The organism is Tumebacillus permanentifrigoris, assembly GCF_003148565.1.
Taxonomy (GTDB): domain Bacteria; phylum Bacillota; class Bacilli; order Tumebacillales; family Tumebacillaceae; genus Tumebacillus; species Tumebacillus permanentifrigoris.
Window position 1 is genome coordinate 42,025 of the sequence record NZ_QGGL01000024.1, and the last position, 16,523, is coordinate 58,547.

24 protein-coding genes and 3 tRNA genes are annotated in these 16,523 nt (G+C 52.0%); all 27 read right to left on the bottom strand.

Annotated features, from left to right (window positions below; all coding sequences use genetic code 11):
• Nucleotides 1-17: 17 nt before the first annotated feature.
• Nucleotides 18-1,172, bottom strand: coding sequence for a phage major capsid protein (locus C7459_RS20645; RefSeq protein ID WP_109691176.1), 1,155 nt, complete (start codon nt 1,170-1,172; stop codon nt 18-20).
• A 3-nt stretch (nt 1,173-1,175) separates the two neighbouring features.
• A complete protein-coding gene (locus C7459_RS20650; RefSeq protein WP_109691177.1) occupies nt 1,176-1,829 on the bottom strand; it encodes an HK97 family phage prohead protease in 654 nt (217 codons plus the stop codon).
• Nucleotides 1,801-3,030 (bottom strand): phage portal protein, encoded by a 1,230-nt coding sequence (locus tag C7459_RS20655; RefSeq protein WP_109691178.1) that lies wholly within the window; start codon nt 3,028-3,030, stop codon nt 1,801-1,803. Before C7459_RS20655 ends, C7459_RS20650 begins: the two co-directional genes overlap by 29 nt.
• Nucleotides 3,031-3,048: 18 nt before the next feature.
• A complete protein-coding gene (locus tag C7459_RS20660; protein ID WP_109691179.1) occupies nt 3,049-4,725 on the bottom strand; it encodes a terminase large subunit in 1,677 nt (558 codons plus the stop codon).
• Nucleotides 4,722-5,222, bottom strand: coding sequence for a phage terminase small subunit P27 family (locus tag C7459_RS20665; protein ID WP_109691180.1), 501 nt, complete (start codon nt 5,220-5,222; stop codon nt 4,722-4,724). Before C7459_RS20665 ends, C7459_RS20660 begins: the two co-directional genes overlap by 4 nt.
• Nucleotides 5,223-5,599: 377 nt before the next feature.
• Nucleotides 5,600-5,764, bottom strand: a complete 165-nt coding sequence (locus tag C7459_RS23530) for a hypothetical protein (RefSeq protein WP_170119591.1) — start codon at nt 5,762-5,764, stop codon at nt 5,600-5,602.
• Nucleotides 5,765-5,938: 174 nt separating this feature from the next.
• Nucleotides 5,939-6,478, bottom strand: coding sequence for a hypothetical protein (locus C7459_RS20670; protein WP_109691181.1), 540 nt, complete (start codon nt 6,476-6,478; stop codon nt 5,939-5,941).
• Between the two features lie 16 nt (nt 6,479-6,494).
• Nucleotides 6,495-7,019: a Holliday junction resolvase RecU gene (locus C7459_RS20675; RefSeq protein WP_109691182.1), complete on the bottom strand. Its 525-nt coding sequence runs from the start codon at nt 7,017-7,019 to the stop codon at nt 6,495-6,497.
• Nucleotides 7,020-7,403, bottom strand: coding sequence for an HNH endonuclease (locus C7459_RS20680; protein WP_109691183.1), 384 nt, complete (start codon nt 7,401-7,403; stop codon nt 7,020-7,022).
• Nucleotides 7,387-7,749: a hypothetical protein gene (locus tag C7459_RS20685; protein WP_109691184.1), complete on the bottom strand. Its 363-nt coding sequence runs from the start codon at nt 7,747-7,749 to the stop codon at nt 7,387-7,389. Before C7459_RS20685 ends, C7459_RS20680 begins: the two co-directional genes overlap by 17 nt.
• Entirely contained in the window at nt 7,746-8,135 is a 390-nt protein-coding gene (locus C7459_RS20690) for a hypothetical protein (RefSeq protein ID WP_109691185.1), read from the bottom strand. The genes C7459_RS20685 and C7459_RS20690 overlap by 4 nt, the downstream gene beginning before the upstream one ends.
• A gap of 613 nt (nt 8,136-8,748) precedes the next feature.
• Entirely contained in the window at nt 8,749-8,901 is a 153-nt protein-coding gene (locus C7459_RS23535; protein ID WP_170119592.1) for a hypothetical protein, read from the bottom strand.
• 418 nt (nt 8,902-9,319) lie between these two features.
• Entirely contained in the window at nt 9,320-9,766 is a 447-nt protein-coding gene (locus C7459_RS20695) for a hypothetical protein (RefSeq protein ID WP_109691186.1), read from the bottom strand.
• A gap of 47 nt (nt 9,767-9,813) precedes the next feature.
• Nucleotides 9,814-10,044, bottom strand: a complete 231-nt coding sequence (locus C7459_RS20700; protein ID WP_109691187.1) for a hypothetical protein — start codon at nt 10,042-10,044, stop codon at nt 9,814-9,816.
• 135 nt (nt 10,045-10,179) lie between these two features.
• Nucleotides 10,180-10,707 (bottom strand): hypothetical protein, encoded by a 528-nt coding sequence (locus C7459_RS20705; protein ID WP_109691188.1) that lies wholly within the window; start codon nt 10,705-10,707, stop codon nt 10,180-10,182.
• 144 nt (nt 10,708-10,851) lie between these two features.
• Nucleotides 10,852-10,928 (bottom strand) — tRNA-Ile (locus C7459_RS23540).
• Nucleotides 10,929-11,094: 166 nt separating this feature from the next.
• A tRNA-Arg gene (locus C7459_RS20710) sits at nt 11,095-11,171 on the bottom strand.
• Nucleotide 11,172: 1 nt separating this feature from the next.
• Nucleotides 11,173-11,247: transfer RNA gene (locus C7459_RS20715), tRNA-Gly, on the bottom strand.
• Between the two features lie 179 nt (nt 11,248-11,426).
• The gene (locus tag C7459_RS20720; RefSeq protein WP_109691189.1) at nt 11,427-12,092 is read right to left on the bottom strand and encodes a hypothetical protein; all 666 of its coding nucleotides are present in this window, start codon (nt 12,090-12,092) and stop codon (nt 11,427-11,429) included.
• A gap of 78 nt (nt 12,093-12,170) precedes the next feature.
• Nucleotides 12,171-12,530: a hypothetical protein gene (locus C7459_RS20725; protein WP_109691190.1), complete on the bottom strand. Its 360-nt coding sequence runs from the start codon at nt 12,528-12,530 to the stop codon at nt 12,171-12,173.
• 19 nt (nt 12,531-12,549) lie between these two features.
• The gene (locus tag C7459_RS20730) at nt 12,550-13,002 is read right to left on the bottom strand and encodes a hypothetical protein (protein WP_245884668.1); all 453 of its coding nucleotides are present in this window, start codon (nt 13,000-13,002) and stop codon (nt 12,550-12,552) included.
• A 30-nt stretch (nt 13,003-13,032) separates the two neighbouring features.
• The gene (locus C7459_RS20735; RefSeq protein WP_109691191.1) at nt 13,033-13,545 is read right to left on the bottom strand and encodes a hypothetical protein; all 513 of its coding nucleotides are present in this window, start codon (nt 13,543-13,545) and stop codon (nt 13,033-13,035) included.
• A gap of 32 nt (nt 13,546-13,577) precedes the next feature.
• On the bottom strand, nt 13,578-14,402 hold the full coding sequence (locus C7459_RS20740) for a GIY-YIG nuclease family protein (RefSeq protein WP_109691192.1): 825 nt from the start codon (nt 14,400-14,402) through the stop codon (nt 13,578-13,580).
• Nucleotides 14,402-15,019 (bottom strand): nucleoside triphosphate pyrophosphohydrolase family protein, encoded by a 618-nt coding sequence (locus tag C7459_RS20745; RefSeq protein ID WP_109691193.1) that lies wholly within the window; start codon nt 15,017-15,019, stop codon nt 14,402-14,404. Before C7459_RS20745 ends, C7459_RS20740 begins: the two co-directional genes overlap by 1 nt.
• A gap of 99 nt (nt 15,020-15,118) precedes the next feature.
• Nucleotides 15,119-15,331: a hypothetical protein gene (locus C7459_RS20750; protein ID WP_109691194.1), complete on the bottom strand. Its 213-nt coding sequence runs from the start codon at nt 15,329-15,331 to the stop codon at nt 15,119-15,121.
• Complete coding sequence (locus C7459_RS20755) at nt 15,328-15,741, bottom strand: hypothetical protein (RefSeq protein ID WP_109691195.1); 414 nt, start codon at nt 15,739-15,741, stop codon at nt 15,328-15,330. The genes C7459_RS20750 and C7459_RS20755 overlap by 4 nt, the downstream gene beginning before the upstream one ends.
• The gene (locus tag C7459_RS20760; protein WP_109691196.1) at nt 15,735-16,451 is read right to left on the bottom strand and encodes a hypothetical protein; all 717 of its coding nucleotides are present in this window, start codon (nt 16,449-16,451) and stop codon (nt 15,735-15,737) included. Before C7459_RS20760 ends, C7459_RS20755 begins: the two co-directional genes overlap by 7 nt.
• Between the last annotated feature and the right edge of the window lie 72 nt (nt 16,452-16,523).

The following is a 16,523-nucleotide window of genomic DNA, read 5'->3' on the forward strand; positions in this document are numbered from 1 at the left end:
ACGGTTGGGTCAATCCATTAAGGTTGACTGGCCGACACCTCAGCAATGCGGAACGCAGATTTGAGTTTGAGTTGCTGGTCAAACCAGCCAGTCAAAACGAAAAGGAACTCACCTTTATCTACGTCCTTATCGGTGTCGTAAACGGGCTCACCTTCGTAGTTCAGGTGATAGTAATTGAAATCGCCAACGATAGGTTCAGTCGCACCATCACACCAAATAGGCGGGATACCTAGTACTTGTTCAGGTGGAGCTGTAAAGAAAGAGGCATTACCGTTGGCGAGTTCGTTCAGCATTGCCCGATAATCAGAGTAACGCATGCAAACTTTCGCATTCTCACGATAGTCTTCATGCAGGTCAGCAAATGCCGCATTGATCGCCATTAACAAGGTAGCCCCAGCAACGCGTTTGATACCACCGCCCGTAGCGGAATAGAAAGACATGTGATCTTCAGACGGCTTAGGAGCAGTTGCGAGGGCAGTTTTCTTTTCTTTGGCAGCCAAACCAGAGCGCAAAGCATTCTCAACGGTGTTGACAAGGTCTACGTCCGTACCGTTCAAAACAGAATCTGAAATACGTGCCTTCACCTTGAATTTGTTCCGTCCGAAAGATACTTTATCCCCGCTTGACATGATTTCTTTGGCGGTATCTGCGTCGGTGATGAAGTCGTCATCATCCAAAGTAAAGGAAATACGAGGCATTTCAAGTCCGACAATCACAGTAGTGCCGATATGTTCACGAAGCGGATTCTTTGTGAGCGGCTCCGTGATCAATTCCTTGGACATGTTGGACGGAAGGAACTTGTCACCGCCGGACGCGTTCGGCTTTGGGATAGCCCCCAACAGGTTACGAGTCTCTTCCGATGGTTCACGACCAAGGATGGCGCAGCGGATCATATCAGCCTTGGCGGCTATCATTCGTTGACCGTCGGAATCCGCGAAAGTTACCGGATTTTGAGCGCGCAGCTTGCTACGTTCAGCGGATTCTTGCTTTTCAATCTCTGCTTTGAGGATGTTGAAACGCTCCTCTACTTCTTTTTGCTGACCTTGCAGGGTGCGGATGTCATCGATCTTAACCGCCGGGTCACCCGCCTTAGAGCGGAGTTCTGCGGAGACGCTGGTGAGTTGGGCACCGATGATGTTGAGGTTTTCTTTCATCGTGAAGAGAGTGGACATGGGTTATTCCCCCTTGATGGTTTCTAAAATTCTATTGCAGTTCGCCAATATCGCCTGTCTTTCGGCCATTTCATCGGTATTCCCACGCGTTTCAGGTGGAATTTGGTTGTTTCCGGGTACCAAACTACGAACTTCCGCAGTCGTCGACGTGTAGGCCGGGATCGGTGTCAGTGTGATTTCGAACAGGTCAAGTTTTGTGATGGTGCGGTACCACAGATCATCCTTTGATTCCCAAATCTGTTCACGTATCTTGAAGCCGATACTACAACCCTTTATCAAACCGCTGTTGACGTCTTCAAGCATGTCACGTCCAAGGGTGGAGTTATTGGGTGTCACCTCGAAGTACAAGCCACTTTGCTGATTTTCTAGGACCAAATTCGCACCAGTGCGCCCGACAACTGCGTTCCAATTGTGATTTTTCAGAGCGAAGATGTCGTGCCCGTCTCCCAACGTGTCAACGATCGCATCCTTTGCAATTCGCTCGAAGTACGTATCGCCCCACCAGTCTTGGATTTCGGTGTACTCATCGTATACGGCAGCGTAGCCGGTGATCATTGTACCCGCTTCACCTTTAGCCCGCGTGTTGAGTCCGTGAATCGCAAGAGTACGGATTTCATTTTGGTTTTCATCACGCTGCGGGGTCGGTTTTTGCTCCATTCTTCTGTTTCACCCCCTTTCCAAGTCCCTCACGATCTGGGCTATCAATCGGCGAGAGATCGCGACTCATGTAAAGCTTTTCGCCACCCGCGAGAGGAGGGAGTTCCTCATACGCCCGAATTTCATTCGGCGTGAACCACCCAGACCGAACTCCCTTAAAATAAAAATCTCCGCGCGTCTTGATGTCGCCACGGAGGATACCGTTAAGATTAAATTTGAATGCCGCACCAGATGCTCGTTCTTCAGGAGTCAGAAGTTTCTTGTTGAATTCCTGCTCATACATTCGAACATTCGGAGCCAAGGTGAACTGCACGTACTCAAGCGTCTTTTGCTCCATACTTGAGAAAGACTCTTGTCCATCATTCAGCATGTGAGGCGACATGTTGTACACGGTCGCTACGCGTGTCCGCGTAATCTTCTCAACTTCGAATACTTTGGTATCGATCAGGTTCTGCTTGAGCTCATCAAGCATATCCCCGCCTTCAAGAACAATGACGCTTTTACCGCCCTTTGCATAAAAATCCTGAAACTGTTTTCGCTTTAATTCGGCTTTCGCAGGGTCAAGCATACTGCTAGATTTCAGGATAAAGGACGCTTTGAGTCCTGACTCCATCTGCGTAAGGCTGAAATCTTTTACCTTTGCGTCGTACTCGATGGAATTCCTGAGTACATCTAATGGCGATATACCCTTAAAACCTGTGGTATGCACGTAGCTCACATGCACAATATCCAAGTTATGGACGTAGTAAGTCCCATCGTCTCCTTGGATTTTATAGTACAGCTCCTTGGAGTCACGTTCGATGACTGGCTCAACTTTCGCTGGGTCCAAGATGTGCAAGCCTACAACCTGGTACCGATCATCAAACTCTTTGATGGCATAGGAGTTACCACTCGTGTTGCGGAAGGCTTCCATCGTTCGAATAAAGACGAAACTGGTCATATACGAGTTCGGGCCGTTCGCCATCATGTCCGCGATCTTGGTTCCAATTGGCTGATAGTCTTTATATACCTTCAACGGAAGACTAGCCAGCGAGTTGGACAATCGGTTGACCGCTGCAAAGATCGTCTCGTTGTTAGCGAGCGTTCCGTTGTTTAACTTGCTAAAGATATTGACAGGATCAAACCACTTGGAGAATGATCCGAAACTGCTGCGCTTTTCGGATCTTCTAAAAAATGAAATCACACGTTGTGCAAGTCCCATCTCCTTCCTCCTCTCTCATTAGTCGAACGACCAGACCTGTATCTCGTTGTTACTCTCCACTCGTAGCATTGCCCGAACGTGAGCGTTAACCAATGCGGCTGCTGGGTCGATTCGCTCAGTGGATTTTTTCTTGTCGAGCATGATATTCTCGTTCGCGTCGTCTTTCTGAACTGCATTGGTCATTGCCCAGTTTAGAACGGGGTTGTCTTCATGGATAACCTTCAAATCGTAAACAAGGTCCCGGAAGGATTTCGTCGGTTCAGATAGCGTCTTCATACCCTGCCGGATCTCGACCATCTCGTAACCTTCTATCATCATCCCCTGCGCGAACTGAGTAGCGTTGTAGGGGTCATAGCAAATTTCCTGAATAACCCACTCGTTCTCAACCGCTGTGTCAATGATGTAACGCTTGATGTATTCATAGTCAATGACCGCGCCTTCAGTGGCTGTGATCCAACCATCCCTCACCCACTTGGAATAATCCTGTTTGTCCGTCATTTGTTTCTGAGTGAGTGTTTCAGACGGGATGAAGGAATGACTTTTCACCGCAAATATCCCATCCTCCAAGGGGAAGATAAACGCCACGCTGCTCAAGTCGATTCTCTTGGATAAGTCGATACCTACGTAACAGATACGGCCTCGCAGATCCGGAAACTCACCCAACTTCGCGGCACACAATTTCCATTTGTCCATATTCATGTAACCAGCAGGGCGCATGTTGATCCACTTGTTGAAGTTTTTCGTCAGAACTGATCGTTGCTTTTCTGGCTTGTCTTTAGACTCCAACAGTTGCTGTCGTAGGTACTTCATCCCACGTTCTGTTTGTGCGGACAAAGGGTTCGCCTTGATCCAGACACTTTCATCGTTGATGTCGTCCTCTTCGTCCAGTTGCGCGATGTAGATGAAGTAGTTGTCGTTCTCCATGTCACCTTTGAGAATCTTGCAACAATACTCGTACTCCGAATAGCAAGGAGCACTCAAATCGAAACCGGCGGTTGTGATGATAAAGAGCAGTGGTTGCGCCCTTTGTCCCATGCCAGATTCAAGGACATCATACATCTCGCTCGTTGGATGTGCGTGGTACTCATCCAAAATACCAAGGTGCGGGTTGTAACCGTCAGCTGTTTTGGTATCCTTTGAGAGCGGAACGAACTTGGCGATCTCGTCGTCCCTTTTCTTGATCGCTTCTCGCGTCACTTTCAATCGTTGCTTGAGATCCGGCGACTTGTTCACCATAGCTTTTGAGTCATCAAAGACGATCTTCGCCTGGTCCTTTTTGGTAGCGGTCGCATAGACCTCTGGTCCACCTTCACCGTCAACGGTCAGCATATAGAGCCCGACAACAGATAGCTTCGTCGACTTCGCTTGCTTTCTCGCGACTTGGACATATGCTTTGTTGTAACGACGAAGTTTGGTGTCAGTGTGTACCCATCCGAAAATACTCCCCAAAATAAACTTCTGGAACGGATCAAGTTTGATCGGCTGTCCGGCCAGTTCACCCTTCACGTGCCGACAATACTTGGCGAACTTGAAGATTCGTTTGGCCTTCTTCTCAGAGAACACATAGGGGAATCCTTCGGTGCCTTGGCGCAATAAGTCGTTAAGATGACGTTCACATGCGAGCTTCACATACAGACCTGCAACGATCTCCCCCGACAGCACTGCGTTAGCATAGCGAGTGACTGCGTCTATCAATCGTCATCATCCTCTTCGAAGTCCTCAGCAAACGCATCCTTTTTCTTATCCTCCGGCGGAGCCATCAGTTTCAAGCGTGCCGCCGGGGACAGGCCAAATAATCCACCGTACTGTTTGATCATTGCAGCGTACATATTGGCAATTGAAATGTGCGGGTTTTTCATTGGGTTAGTCGCACCCGCTGCGTTGGTGTACTGGATCGTAAGTCCTTGCTCGTTGATCTTGGCGGTTGCGTCACGGTACTTGGAAACGGAATCGCAAAATATGGCGAGTTTCACCACGTCGATGTTTGTTAACAGACCAAGATTTGAGAGGTCTTCCTGTAGAGACTTCCAAATTTTCTTAGATTCCTTATCAAGCCAAGTAGGGCACTTGACCTTGTCAGTCGGCGGACGGAAAGAATTTTCCGCTTCACGGCGACGTTCGATTTCCTCCTTGGTCAAATGCGACTTGCCTTTCACGAGCAAGGAATCGACAGATTCACGTTGTCGCGGCACAGGGTATCACCTCCTTCCTGATGTGCCCTGACAAGGGCAAGGGCGTTTCCTAAGGCACCGTGCGAAAAAGGAGTTTCGGTTAAAGAAGGCTGCCCGCGCGGTCGCGTCGGCGTTGCCTCTAGCTTCCAAAGTAGGGGGGTATCTCAAATTGTTCAAATTGTTCAAATTGTACACACAATTAACACAATTCTTTCAAATTGCGTCAATTGTACACAAAATATACACAATTTAGTCTATATGACAGAATTGTTTCAATTGTTCGATCAATTGTGATAAATAAATCTAAGTGTGTTAATTGTTCGAACAACTTGTACAATTACCTTAGTTGTGTGTATTGTGTGCAAATTATAAACAATTTAACATAGAGAACGAATGTTCTATCTCATCCTTGACTCTCTGAGGAATCGTTCTCGTTGCTCTTGCATCTGTCGGTTGATCTCTCGTATCTCTTCCCGCGCCTTAGCACAGTTTGCACGAAAGTTGTCGAGGTCTTGGTTGCGTTGCTCCCAGTGGCGTTGCATCAACTCGCTGAGCTGTCCCATTCCCTTACGCTCCCCCTCTGTTCGTAATGCCTGCTGGTCGATGGAGTTCAGGGTTGCAGTGTGGACACTCTCGGCTTACGTCTGCTCTTACCAGGTATCCGCCGTGCTGTTCACATTGCTGTACGCTGTATCCTTCTGGCGCTTTGCTAAGGCCCATGAGCTTGAGGATGTCTTTCATGGCCGTTTGTCCATTTGCTCCGCGAGCCACTGGCCGCCCGTAACTCCTGCAAGTTCACGCAATACACTGACCTGTTGCTCTCTCGTCGGGAACAACGGCAGCTTTGCTTTGAGTGAATCCGCGATCTCGTCCCAGGTCTTCGGCGTTCCGTTACTATCCAAAACAGAGAAAACAAGCAGTTCCATCAATTCCCGTCTCGCTTTGGTTGGTTCAGAGAGACAGCTCCATGCTGCCTTTTCTCCTAAGTCTCTCGAAACACGGCGCTTGAACCCTTCGTTCATTGTGCTTGTCATGTGCATGCTGGTCACATTCTCTACGTGATGTGTGTGCTTCGCGTTGATCATCCACTTCATGTGGTGGTAGCGGATCTTGCGCACGATCTTCTGTTCCAATGCTATGTGGACACGGGCCGTCGTGCTATCCGCCGGATGGTCGTCACGCTCCCCAATTGCTTCGAGCATGATCTTCTGCTTGGTGTGGCGAATCGTTCGCAAACGATGGTATGCTGCGCGGATCTGTCGGATCAGGTTCTCCACCGGTACATCCTCCTCTCTATGCAATCAGCTTCTCTTGCCTGAGCACTTCATCTACACAGGCCAGATAGTCCAACGGTACGCCGCGCCCGCTCTTGATCTCCAAGCAGGTGAGTGCGATGTCGTCGTATGCGATCGACTTCCTACCGCCGATACGGTTGTCCCACGCGGTGAACAGGCGCTCTGCGGGCAGATAGAACGTCTGACGCTTCCTAGTGAACTCCACGATTACGAACGCTACAGCGCCGTGCTGGACGGCTTGTCGTAGGTGTGTGATCTGGTGCTCATGGAAGTTCGCCAACGGCAGGCTCGTGTCTCCTGTCTGCTTCGCTTCGAACTGCAAGGCGCGGCGCTGGTACACGCCGTCGAAGTCTACTGTGCTGGCCTTCTCAAGATGGCCATACACCTTGCCTGCTGTGATTCGTTCGATGCGGATCGGCGTCGGCCGCTTTGTAACCAGCGCCATTCCCTTGTCCCGGTAGGTGCGGTTGGATGCCTCGATCATGTGTTCGAGGACCATCCCTCTGTTCGATCTGGTTCCCATTCAAATTCCTCCTTTCATCATGTTGTGGATTCGGTTGTGGCATGGACTACAGACCAGTTCAAGATTGGTCGGATCGAGTCGGCGATCCCAGTCGTTGAGTAGCGGTACTTTGTGGTGGACCAGCGTGCCCGCCGTGATCCGCTTGTCTCGCAAGCAGATCTGGCAGAGCCCTACGTCTCGGCGCTTGATATAGATGCGCATGTGCCGCCACGGCATCGACTTGTAGAAAGCCGTCGCCTTCGGATCTCGGTGTAACCGATCGTAGTGAGCGTCCTTCTCTGCTGTCTGCTCCGCTTGCTTGTGGGCATGTTGCGCACAGTATTTCTCAATGGTGAGTGTTGAGCAGCGAGGTTGCGCACAAGGCTTCTTAGGCTTTGGCGGCATAACCAGTCAACATCTCGATCTCTTCCTCGGTGAACGACCCGATCAACTTCTCTCGACGGTAGCCGGTGCGGTCTTCCAGCACGAGCGAGCGGGTCCGTTCATCGAGCGGTACGTACACCCAGTCGTTCGGGGTCAGGCCCTTGCTGGCGGCGATGCGGCGCGCACCTTCGCTGTCTGGAGCGGTGATCAGGTACGGGTTCTTATCATGCACCAAGGCGTTGTATTCCAAGATCAGGCTGTCACGTTCCGGGTGAGTCTGGATGGCGCGACCCAGCAGGCCGACGAGTTCTTGGAACAACCCAACGTTCTTCAGGTCGACGTTGACGGTTACTTGCATGTCGATCATCCTTTCTTCTTCGGTTTTGTCTTGCGCTTCCGCAGACTGATCTTGATGATCGACTCAGGGGTCGTGTGCTTGGAGATCATGTCCGGCGTGAGTTTGCCTTGCGAGGTGAGGATCGAGAAATCGAACGGAGTTTTCAGCTCGTCCTTGGCGATCAGCATCTCGTTTGCCAAAGAGTCTTTATCAAACACGTCCTTGATATAGGCTTTCTTGCTCACCACTGCGAACTCTCCGTTCGGCAGCGGAATCACCATATCGCCATCAATAGACGAGAGGTTGAAATGCGCTTCTATTTCCTCGTCGAGCAGGTCCATCTCTTCTTTCATTGCCTTTCGCCGCTCGGCAAGTTCGAAGCGTCTCAGAATCTTGTCTTCAAAGTCTAGGCTCATCGGGTCGTTCACCTCCTTGAATCAGAGAAATCAAAAACGCCCACCTGTTTAGATGGACGTTTGCAAGTTCTCATTTCAAAAATGTCAATGTGAATCCGAATTTCTCAGTGTAGTTTGTTGTGCACAATCAATCAAAATACAGCATGAAAATAACTACACACTTCTTGCACAGATTTCGAGACACTCATAGCTCTTACGTACTATATTGATTTCAAGGAGTTGGCGGTTGTCCAATTTTTAGAGACTTTACTTACACTTGGACATTTGCGCAGACACTATCATTTCGCATTGCTATCATTACCTTGCAGGGCACGTCGTACAGTTGAAGGAGGGGGTTGCCCAATATTGTGAACATGTTTTCCGATGGACAAAAAGTGCGGTTTTTAATGTATTGATTTGCTAACCTATAGATGCAACGACGCAAGGCCATAATTAATTGACCAATTGGTCAGGAGGAAAATATTATGCGTATTTATTTCGGAAAATTTCAGATCTATATTGATGTTGAATCAGCTATTGTAATTGCTATTATCCACACTACCACTTGGCACATGTTGATCCACGCTCTACTTAATTAGCACACTTAACCACCCACACGACCGGGTGGTTTTTTCTATTTCCCCACCGACCACCCGTCCCGCACGCACCGCGCATACGGGCAGGAGTACCGCCCTCCGTTGTCTCGGAGCCAGATGCAACCTTCGCAACCGATCGGTACTTTCGGCGGCTCTTGCGGGCTCTCGCGGCGGTATTCATACTTACTCATCGGGCTACCTCCCGCTTCATACGTTCTTCTCGCCATGCACTCCAGCCGGCAACTACAAATGCCGCAAGTGCGAGCGTTGCGATCGCTGTCAATGCTCCTGTCATCTCGTATCCCTCCTCTCTATGTCAGCCTTGCAATTAGGTAGAGTACGAGTAGCCAGAAAAACGCGGTTGGGTAATACGTCCTGACCATTCGCTCTGTACGACGCTTACGGCGAACGGCCCGGTAGACTCGTGCTCGTCCAACCATCCGGCGACGGTAGGTGTCTTGGATCGGGGTCATCGCTTCTTCACCCCGCTACACAAAGACGCCACTCCGCGACAGCACCATATGAACAGACAGAAGGGAACCAGCCACAACAGGTGGTACCACGGGAAGTCATCCCAGTCCAAACGAAACATGCGTCTATCCCTTCCTTCTATTCCTCTTCTCGCTCGTAGATCATTCGGTAGTGCTCCTCTGCCTCTTGGATGACGATCGCAGGATCAGCGGTGACTTTGGTGATTCTGAACCCAGTGATGTGGTCGTAGACTTTGCCGACGTTCTTGATCAGGAAGTGAAGATCGCACAGTTCCTTCTTCACCTGATCCATGTCGACGTTGCCTTCTGCATCGGTGACGAGTGGCTTCCAGAACTCGTTCCAAACCTGTTCGACATCCGCGATCGGGGATTGGATCGGGGTCCTCGTCTCAATGCGGATGCAGTTGGCGAGCTGCGTGCGCAGTTTCTTGATCCGCGCTTCATAGAACTGAACATTTTGTTCATTGCCACACGCCTTAGCTTCCGGCAGGTGGTGTTCTTGGATGTCGAGCAATTCTGCCTTGTGTTGATAGATGCCCTGTTGGGTCAAATACACTTGCGCCATAAGGGGTTCCCTCCTCTTGTTTGGTCAAAAGAAAAGAGAGCGAGGATTTATCTCCGCTCTCTCAAAATGGTGTATTCGATTCCGAAGACCTCAAAGGTGTAGGTCACGTCCTTTTTAACTTCATGCTTGGCGTTCGTCCTGATCACGTAAGTACCTCTCTCCATCTGCGTCATGATTGCATGTAGCATTTCTGGTATGACGCGTTCGTAGTGTGGTTTGGGGTCGAATTCGAGAATCCATTCACCGCCGCAATCTAATACGTATCGATCGTTCTCCATATGCGTATCACCTCGACTACAAGCATAAGCGCTAGCTTACAAATTGGTCAACGGATCAGCAACGCCCACCACCGACTCTGATTTTCCCAAGCGATTGGGATTTTGGAGAAGGTGGTGGGCGTGGTCATCGGTCGACTAGCAGATGTGCTCTACCGGGATGTCGGTGCGCTCGGCCGCTTTGTCAACGCGCTTGAAGTAGTTGCCGGTCATGCCCGGAGAATACGGCGGTACGGACGTTGCACCGTTGGTGCCACCACATTGCATGTAGTAGGTCAGGTTCACCACGGACGGCCAAACGTGATCAACCACCGCGTCATAGTCAACGCCGCTCGCATCGACATAGAGAACGTTCTCACCGACTGCCGGCAACGGTTCGGTCTGATGCGCGACGGTGCCGACGAGTCGTGCTGCCTCGAATTGCCGCGCTGCCTGTTCCTTCTGGTACGGCATCCAGTCCCATTGGTTGGCTCCTTGGCCACGAACACAATCGATCACATGGTAAAATCCAGTGGTTGTGAACACAACCAGACTCACAACGTCCTCACTCTTTACAGCTGTGATGATCGATGCGCATTCGGTATTGCCGTACTCGCCGTCGGGCGAATTAAAGTAGACATTGCGACCTTTTGTCGGATGGATGGTTACGGTTTCGGTGGTGCTCATGGGATCAGTCCTTTCGGGATATGTACCACCCTTTAACCAGGCGGTGGTGTCAGGTTCAGCATCTCGGTTTGTGAGTCGACCTGCTGATTTTGTGTAACGAAAAGACCACCCGACGCCGATCGCGTAGCAGGTGGTCTTTTCAAGTGGTGGGCCCAGCCGGACTCGAACCTGCGACCAACCGGTTATGAGCTGGCGGCTCTACTCTTCTGAGCTATAGGCCCGTAGGAACCGCCGCGTCCTGTTAAGCGCGGCGGGTGAACACCTATGCCTGTGAAGTGGCTATGCATCGATTGTGGTCTTGCGGTTCGCTCGCGGGCGCAGGCTCAACTACTCCCGCGAGCTGAATCTAGGTCCAAGTCATGGTTACCATCCTTTCGTCGAGGTTTGTGGCGTCGCCGGCAGGCTTCGAACCTGCGACCTTCCGCTTAGGAGGCGGGTGCTCTATCCTTCTGAGCTACGGCGACGTGGAGCGGTCAGCGGGGATCGAACCCGCGCTTACCTGCTTGGAAGGCAGGCGCCTTACCTCTTGGCTATGACCGCACATAGGATAGAAAGACCACACGGACGGCGGGCTCCCCCGCAACTCATCCGTGTGGTCTATCCATCGTCTGGTGTTTCTCGCCTTGTTGCTTTGTCTTCCACGCTATCATAGTAGCACGGTAAATTCGTAGATTCGCGCAGACTATGCGCAGAAAGTACGCAGAAAATGCGCATCGACTCTACCACCCGCGTCCAATCCCCAGAAGCGGTGCGATCTCCCCGACGGCTTCGCGGTGCCAGTCATCTTGCGTGCGCGGTTGGATGCCCAACTTCGTGCAGGCGGCCGTGATCTTCTCCCCATCGATGTACCGAACGCGCAGCAGTTTCTCTAGGTGCGGTGCGAAGCTCTTGAGGTCGTTCAGGGCTTCCTCGATCAAGCCCTTCTGCGCGGTCAAGTCCTCCACCTCTTGCAATGCATCCCCCTGCGCCCGCTCCTGTGCCGCCTCACGTGTTGCGAACACCTTTCCCCCATAAGAGTATCCCTCGCCACCGAACGGAGTCGTACCCGCCAGCAAACCCGCGATTTGGTCGAGTACTGCGCTGTCGATACCCGATTTTTCAGACAGGCTCTGGAACACGCGCTCCGCTTTCTCGCTATGCATGAGATCCGCGCTGTCGGCGGTATAGGCGCGCCCTACGGTCTTCAACGCTTGGAAGACTTCCGGGTCGAGTTGGAACGGACGGATCACAAGACCTTTGCCCTCGGATCGGCGTTTGGCGCTGTTGATCTTGGCGTTGAGCTTCGGGTACGCCTTCAACATTTCGACCACGCTCCTCTTGATCTCCTCGTAGCCGTTCGTTTGCTCCATCCCTGCGAATGCGAACTGGATTGCCGTTTGTGCCATCTTCATCGTCCTCCTCGAATTTCGTGCTGGTGAAACGCCGAAAGAGAGCCTATGGGCTCTCGAAATTTCGGCTTGGTGCTATGCTGTTTCGGCTTGCTTGGCGAGATTCACGTACTCATAACCCAGTTTGGTTATGTAGTGCCGCTGACTCTGTTCTTCAATCTTTGAATCGTAGGCGATCAGTCCACGCTTCTGAAGCACATCCCATGTACGGGCTTCATGTCCCCACTGGTAGAGGTAGCCACCTTGCTCCCAGCGTTCAGCGAGCGCCTTGATGAGCGTGTCCTGCGCGGGGCTCAGTTTGATGCTCTTTGCGGTCGGAGTGTAGGTGCTGCACTCTCTCCGCGTGCCGTCCAGTTGGTCAGCCTTGAGACTGCAGTAGCCACCGCCTCTGTATTTGTTGCACGTCTCGCAGGAGACTTTCGTTTGCTTTGCCACTCTCTTCCCCTCCTCTGGGCTATGCCCCAACCTGCGCCTTGTGCTGGCACTTCTCGCAATACACGTCTTCTCGGATCACGATCGCGTTGAAATCTCGTCGTGCGTATCCGCAGTGGCAATCGAACCACCAACCGTCTTTAAGCAGCTCCTCTTTCGGTACCCAACCTTGCTCTGCGTAACGGTCATATTCGGGTCTACGCAGAGCTCTCATTTCCGTAAACTCTCCGTAGCTCCAATCCCGCCCTAGTCCGATCAGCTTCGCTTGACCGTTTGTGTGAGCAAATACGATTTCGCTGTTGTCTCCATCGTCTTCGGTTACGAGGTACGCCTTCAACGTCATCCCCTTCCACAACGGGCACTCTTCGTACCAGCCCCAGTCGGAGTTATAGCCCGCTTGCGCTTGGACTTTCTCCGACTTCTTGCACCCCTTGCGCTTGCTCCAATGTGCGCAGTGTTCGCACTTGCCCTTCATACTTTTCCCCTCCTCTGCCCGCTTGAGGGCTTATGCGTTGTACTCTGGCATGCACTCAAGCTCAAGCAGGTTTCTGTTTTTGACGATGATCGTGTTCTTGGGGTACTCCTTCGGCGACCAATTAACAGTTCTCATATGCAGCCATCCAAGGTCAACATCGGCTACTCGTTGCGCCCAATCCTCGACTAATGTCTCCGGCTCTACGAACTCCGGATATCCCATTGCGATGTCTTCGATAAGCTCTCGTGCGGCATCAGCAGGGTTGATGCAAGTCGGTCCCAGAGATCCGTTAATGATCGGAGTGTAGGTTCGGACTTCTTTGTAGACTCCTTTCTCATCGCGGAGCCATTTAAAGAGTGAGTCGGTTCCAAGGCGCTCATCTACTGTACCGCCCGTGTACAGAGTCAGGAGATTTGCGCATGTATCGCGCATGCGATCACGGTCGCCAGAACCGTATGGGTCAGCCATGAATGCTTGGACGATCGTTGCTAATGTGAATTTTTCGAGCGTGGTCAATCCGTCCCAAAAAGCGTACTTGCTCATAATGGGTATCCTCCTATCCGCTCGGTGGCGGTCTAAAGTGCAAGTGCCGCTTGCTCGGGTCGCTTCGCGATCATGTCGTTGAACCGTTGTCGGAGACTGTCGATGGTGATATGAGGCTTGGCGATGTTGAACACATCGTGACCTTCGTGCTGGTATTTCTTGATCCACCATGCCTCGATGCTGTTCAGATACTTTTGGTTACCTTCGTCCGTCAACCGGCGATCGCGCCGCACCTCAGTGAGGACACTGAACGACATGTCGGAGATTTCGCCCTTGGCACCGTCCTTGACGTGCTCTTGCCATCGAAAGAACGGCATGTGCTTCGCCTGTCCGATGTAGTACTTGTTCTCGGCCCGGTTGTAGATCAGGTAGATGTATCCGCAAACCTCGCCTCCTTGACCAGCCTGCTTCTCCTGGTACTCGCCTTCTACCGAATTGCGGACAACTCGTTCATAGGCGCGCCGATCACCGTAGGTGCAGAAGTACACTGTCTCGGGATCATCGAGGTCGTAGATGTGCTTTTCAACGTCTCCTCCATACGAGTGCGGGAACTCAGCAGCTTTGCCTTTGATCGGTTTGTGGCACCAGAAGCAGTGGGTGTCGATCTCCAAGTAGAACCGATCGTAGAAGAACTTCTCGGAATCCATGACGACCGCGTACAGCCCGTCGGACTTGCGGGGCTTGGCGAATTTAATCTCGGTCGCTGCCTGTCCGCCGTAGCGATCCCGAACTGCCTGCTTTGCCGCGTCACGGCTGAGGTCATCCCCTTTCAGGTAGAACTCATCAAGCATGGTGCCTTTGTCGTGCTGGTCACGCTCGTTGGAATAGTCGAACACTCGAACCCAGTAGTAGTTCATTAGCCGATCGCCGCCCGCTGGCGCTCGATGCTCTCCAGGTATGCGGTCTCGATCTGTTCCTCGGTGAAGCCAAGCTCTACCCCAAGTTCGAAGTACCCGACGATGAAGTACTCGTACTCGAAGATTCCCATTTGTTGTTCTTTATCCAGATGGAATGCATCATGAAAAAGGTGAAGGAGGATTTCTTCCGCAGTCCTAAAAGTAATGGGGTATCGTGCATTAAGCTCGACACACTCATATCCGATAGTCATTCCGATGGAGAGGATCAGCGACAACGCCTCGGTGTATGCCTCCAAGAGCGGGTTGGTGTATTTGATCGGGATGAACTCCCCATGATCGCACGTTGGGCACCGCTCGACCTCGATGTCCCAAGCATCACCGCACTTCTTGCAATAGGCGGCATCCGCTAGAATCAAGGAGATTTTGATGATTGCTCCAGCCGTGCGCGCCTCTTTCGTCGTGTGCCACTGCCCAACCCCTGCCAACTCAGCGACCTTGCCCACCGCCACTTGGAGCGCCAGCACCTTGCGGGACAACAGGTCACCCGTTAGGCCGTTCTTCTCGATCAGCGCCGCGTCATGCTGGCGCTGCAGTTCAAACATCTTGGTCAGGTCCATCTTCAATCGCTCCTTCGCATTCCTCGCAGCGGTTCCGCTCCCGGCGATCCTCGTCGCCGGTGCAGAACTCACCACAGGTTAAGCAGATGTACAACAACATCAGTGGATCAGCCCGATCACATGCGGGAGGTGAGTCGCTACTTTCTGGCGCAACTCCTCGATGACTTCGTGTCGGCCGTCGTTCTTGGCCCGCTCCATCTCCGCACGAGTGATGCCGATATGTTTCTCTGCTACCACTTTCTCGATTGGCTCTCCAAGCGTTTCCAGAGCTGCTAGGGCGGGGATGACTTCCGCGTGATGTTTCAGGCTCACTCCGGGTCGACCTCCTTCCACCCATCCATTTCGTTTTGACAGTGGAGATTCAAGACGTGATCGATGGCAGCGCGGGCTGTTTCGAATTTGACGTTGTCAGATCCGATCAGTACCTGTCGGCTTCCGAATGGCCTTTCCAAAGGCACGATCCGGTACGAGGTACCGTTCATGAACTCGATGTTGATCGTACCGTTATCCATCAGAAAATCGATCATAGAGGTCTTGATCATTGCGTCGGTACTCTTTACCTCTATAGACTGATTCCCTTGCAGGATCGGCACCGCTGCTTCGATGACAGAAGCGATTGAAGCGTCTGTCAGTTTTGCGGCGTCCTTTGGCTTGATCTCAGCGAGTTGCCGTGACAATTTCAGGATCGATGTGTAGCGGCGCATCTCGGCGGCGGTCAGCATGTCGGTTCCTCCTTCGGCGGCATGCCGATGGCGGCGCGGATGCGGGCGATAAAGTCCTTGTTATTTTCCACCGTGTCGTCGGATTTTTCCCAATCATGTATCAACTCTTGAAGTCCCGCAGGCAAGCTATCTTTCATCTTCATGCACCAAACGAAAACCTCTCCCGTTTCCATAAGCCGCGGATTGGCGTAGTGCGAGTCCAGTACTGACTTTAGGTCAGTGTACGGGACTTCCCCAGATTCCCGCTTCTCCATGCCGATGGCGGCGCGGATCTCGTCCACGAAACTGAATACCTCTTGCTCCATGTCAGCGAACTCGTCATCCCAACGGCCCCAGATTTCGTCGACGCTTATCATCCAGTCGTCCGTAAATGGAGCCAATTCCATGATGCGCGACTGGATTTGACTGTAGAGGTCGTCGTATTCGAGTTCATTTCTGTCATACATTTCGATCAACGCTCGGATCGGTGCGGTCTGGACTTGTTTCTCCAGCTCCGCGATCCGCTCGGCCTGCCATTTGATCATGGCGATCGCTTCAGCGGCCCCCGTGTTTTCTTCGAGGAACTCTTCTTCCCCCGACAGAGAGTTGCACCAGAGGTTATAGGCTTCGCGCTCTAGTTCTTCCAGGCGTTCAGGTGGGCAGTATGCCGGGGCGATGTTGTGACGTCCCAGTACCAGCATAGGCGATGGGGTGGTCTGTTTGGTCGTCATTCCTGCTCATCCTCCTTGTCCTCGGGCTTGTCCATGCCGATCTCGGTGCGGAGATCACGCAGCATGTCTTCG

Coding starts and splice junctions, on each gene's coding strand:
- C7459_RS20740 (WP_109691192.1), bottom strand. CDS start 14,402: ATGAACTACTACTGGGTTCGAGTGTTCGACTATTCCAACGAGCGTGAC.
- C7459_RS23530 (WP_170119591.1), bottom strand. CDS start 5,764: ATGGGACAGCTCAGCGAGTTGATGCAACGCCACTGGGAGCAACGCAAC.
- C7459_RS20695 (WP_109691186.1), bottom strand. CDS start 9,766: ATGGCGCAAGTGTATTTGACCCAACAGGGCATCTATCAACACAAGGCA.
- C7459_RS20755 (WP_109691195.1), bottom strand. CDS start 15,741: ATGCTGACCGCCGCCGAGATGCGCCGCTACACATCGATCCTGAAATTG.
- C7459_RS20655 (WP_109691178.1), bottom strand. CDS start 3,030: ATGGGACTTGCACAACGTGTGATTTCATTTTTTAGAAGATCCGAAAAG.
- C7459_RS20720 (WP_109691189.1), bottom strand. CDS start 12,092: ATGGCACAAACGGCAATCCAGTTCGCATTCGCAGGGATGGAGCAAACG.
- C7459_RS20760 (WP_109691196.1), bottom strand. CDS start 16,451: ATGACGACCAAACAGACCACCCCATCGCCTATGCTGGTACTGGGACGT.
- C7459_RS20675 (WP_109691182.1), bottom strand. CDS start 7,019: ATGGGAACCAGATCGAACAGAGGGATGGTCCTCGAACACATGATCGAG.
- C7459_RS20650 (WP_109691177.1), bottom strand. CDS start 1,829: ATGGAGCAAAAACCGACCCCGCAGCGTGATGAAAACCAAAATGAAATC.
- C7459_RS20685 (WP_109691184.1), bottom strand. CDS start 7,749: ATGATCGACATGCAAGTAACCGTCAACGTCGACCTGAAGAACGTTGGG.
- C7459_RS20745 (WP_109691193.1), bottom strand. CDS start 15,019: ATGGACCTGACCAAGATGTTTGAACTGCAGCGCCAGCATGACGCGGCG.
- C7459_RS20680 (WP_109691183.1), bottom strand. CDS start 7,403: ATGCCGCCAAAGCCTAAGAAGCCTTGTGCGCAACCTCGCTGCTCAACA.
- C7459_RS20690 (WP_109691185.1), bottom strand. CDS start 8,135: ATGAGCCTAGACTTTGAAGACAAGATTCTGAGACGCTTCGAACTTGCC.
- C7459_RS20730 (WP_245884668.1), bottom strand. CDS start 13,002: ATGAAGGGCAAGTGCGAACACTGCGCACATTGGAGCAAGCGCAAGGGG.
- C7459_RS20735 (WP_109691191.1), bottom strand. CDS start 13,545: ATGAGCAAGTACGCTTTTTGGGACGGATTGACCACGCTCGAAAAATTC.
- C7459_RS20705 (WP_109691188.1), bottom strand. CDS start 10,707: ATGAGCACCACCGAAACCGTAACCATCCATCCGACAAAAGGTCGCAAT.
- C7459_RS20700 (WP_109691187.1), bottom strand. CDS start 10,044: ATGGAGAACGATCGATACGTATTAGATTGCGGCGGTGAATGGATTCTC.
- C7459_RS23535 (WP_170119592.1), bottom strand. CDS start 8,901: ATGAGTAAGTATGAATACCGCCGCGAGAGCCCGCAAGAGCCGCCGAAA.
- C7459_RS20645 (WP_109691176.1), bottom strand. CDS start 1,172: ATGTCCACTCTCTTCACGATGAAAGAAAACCTCAACATCATCGGTGCC.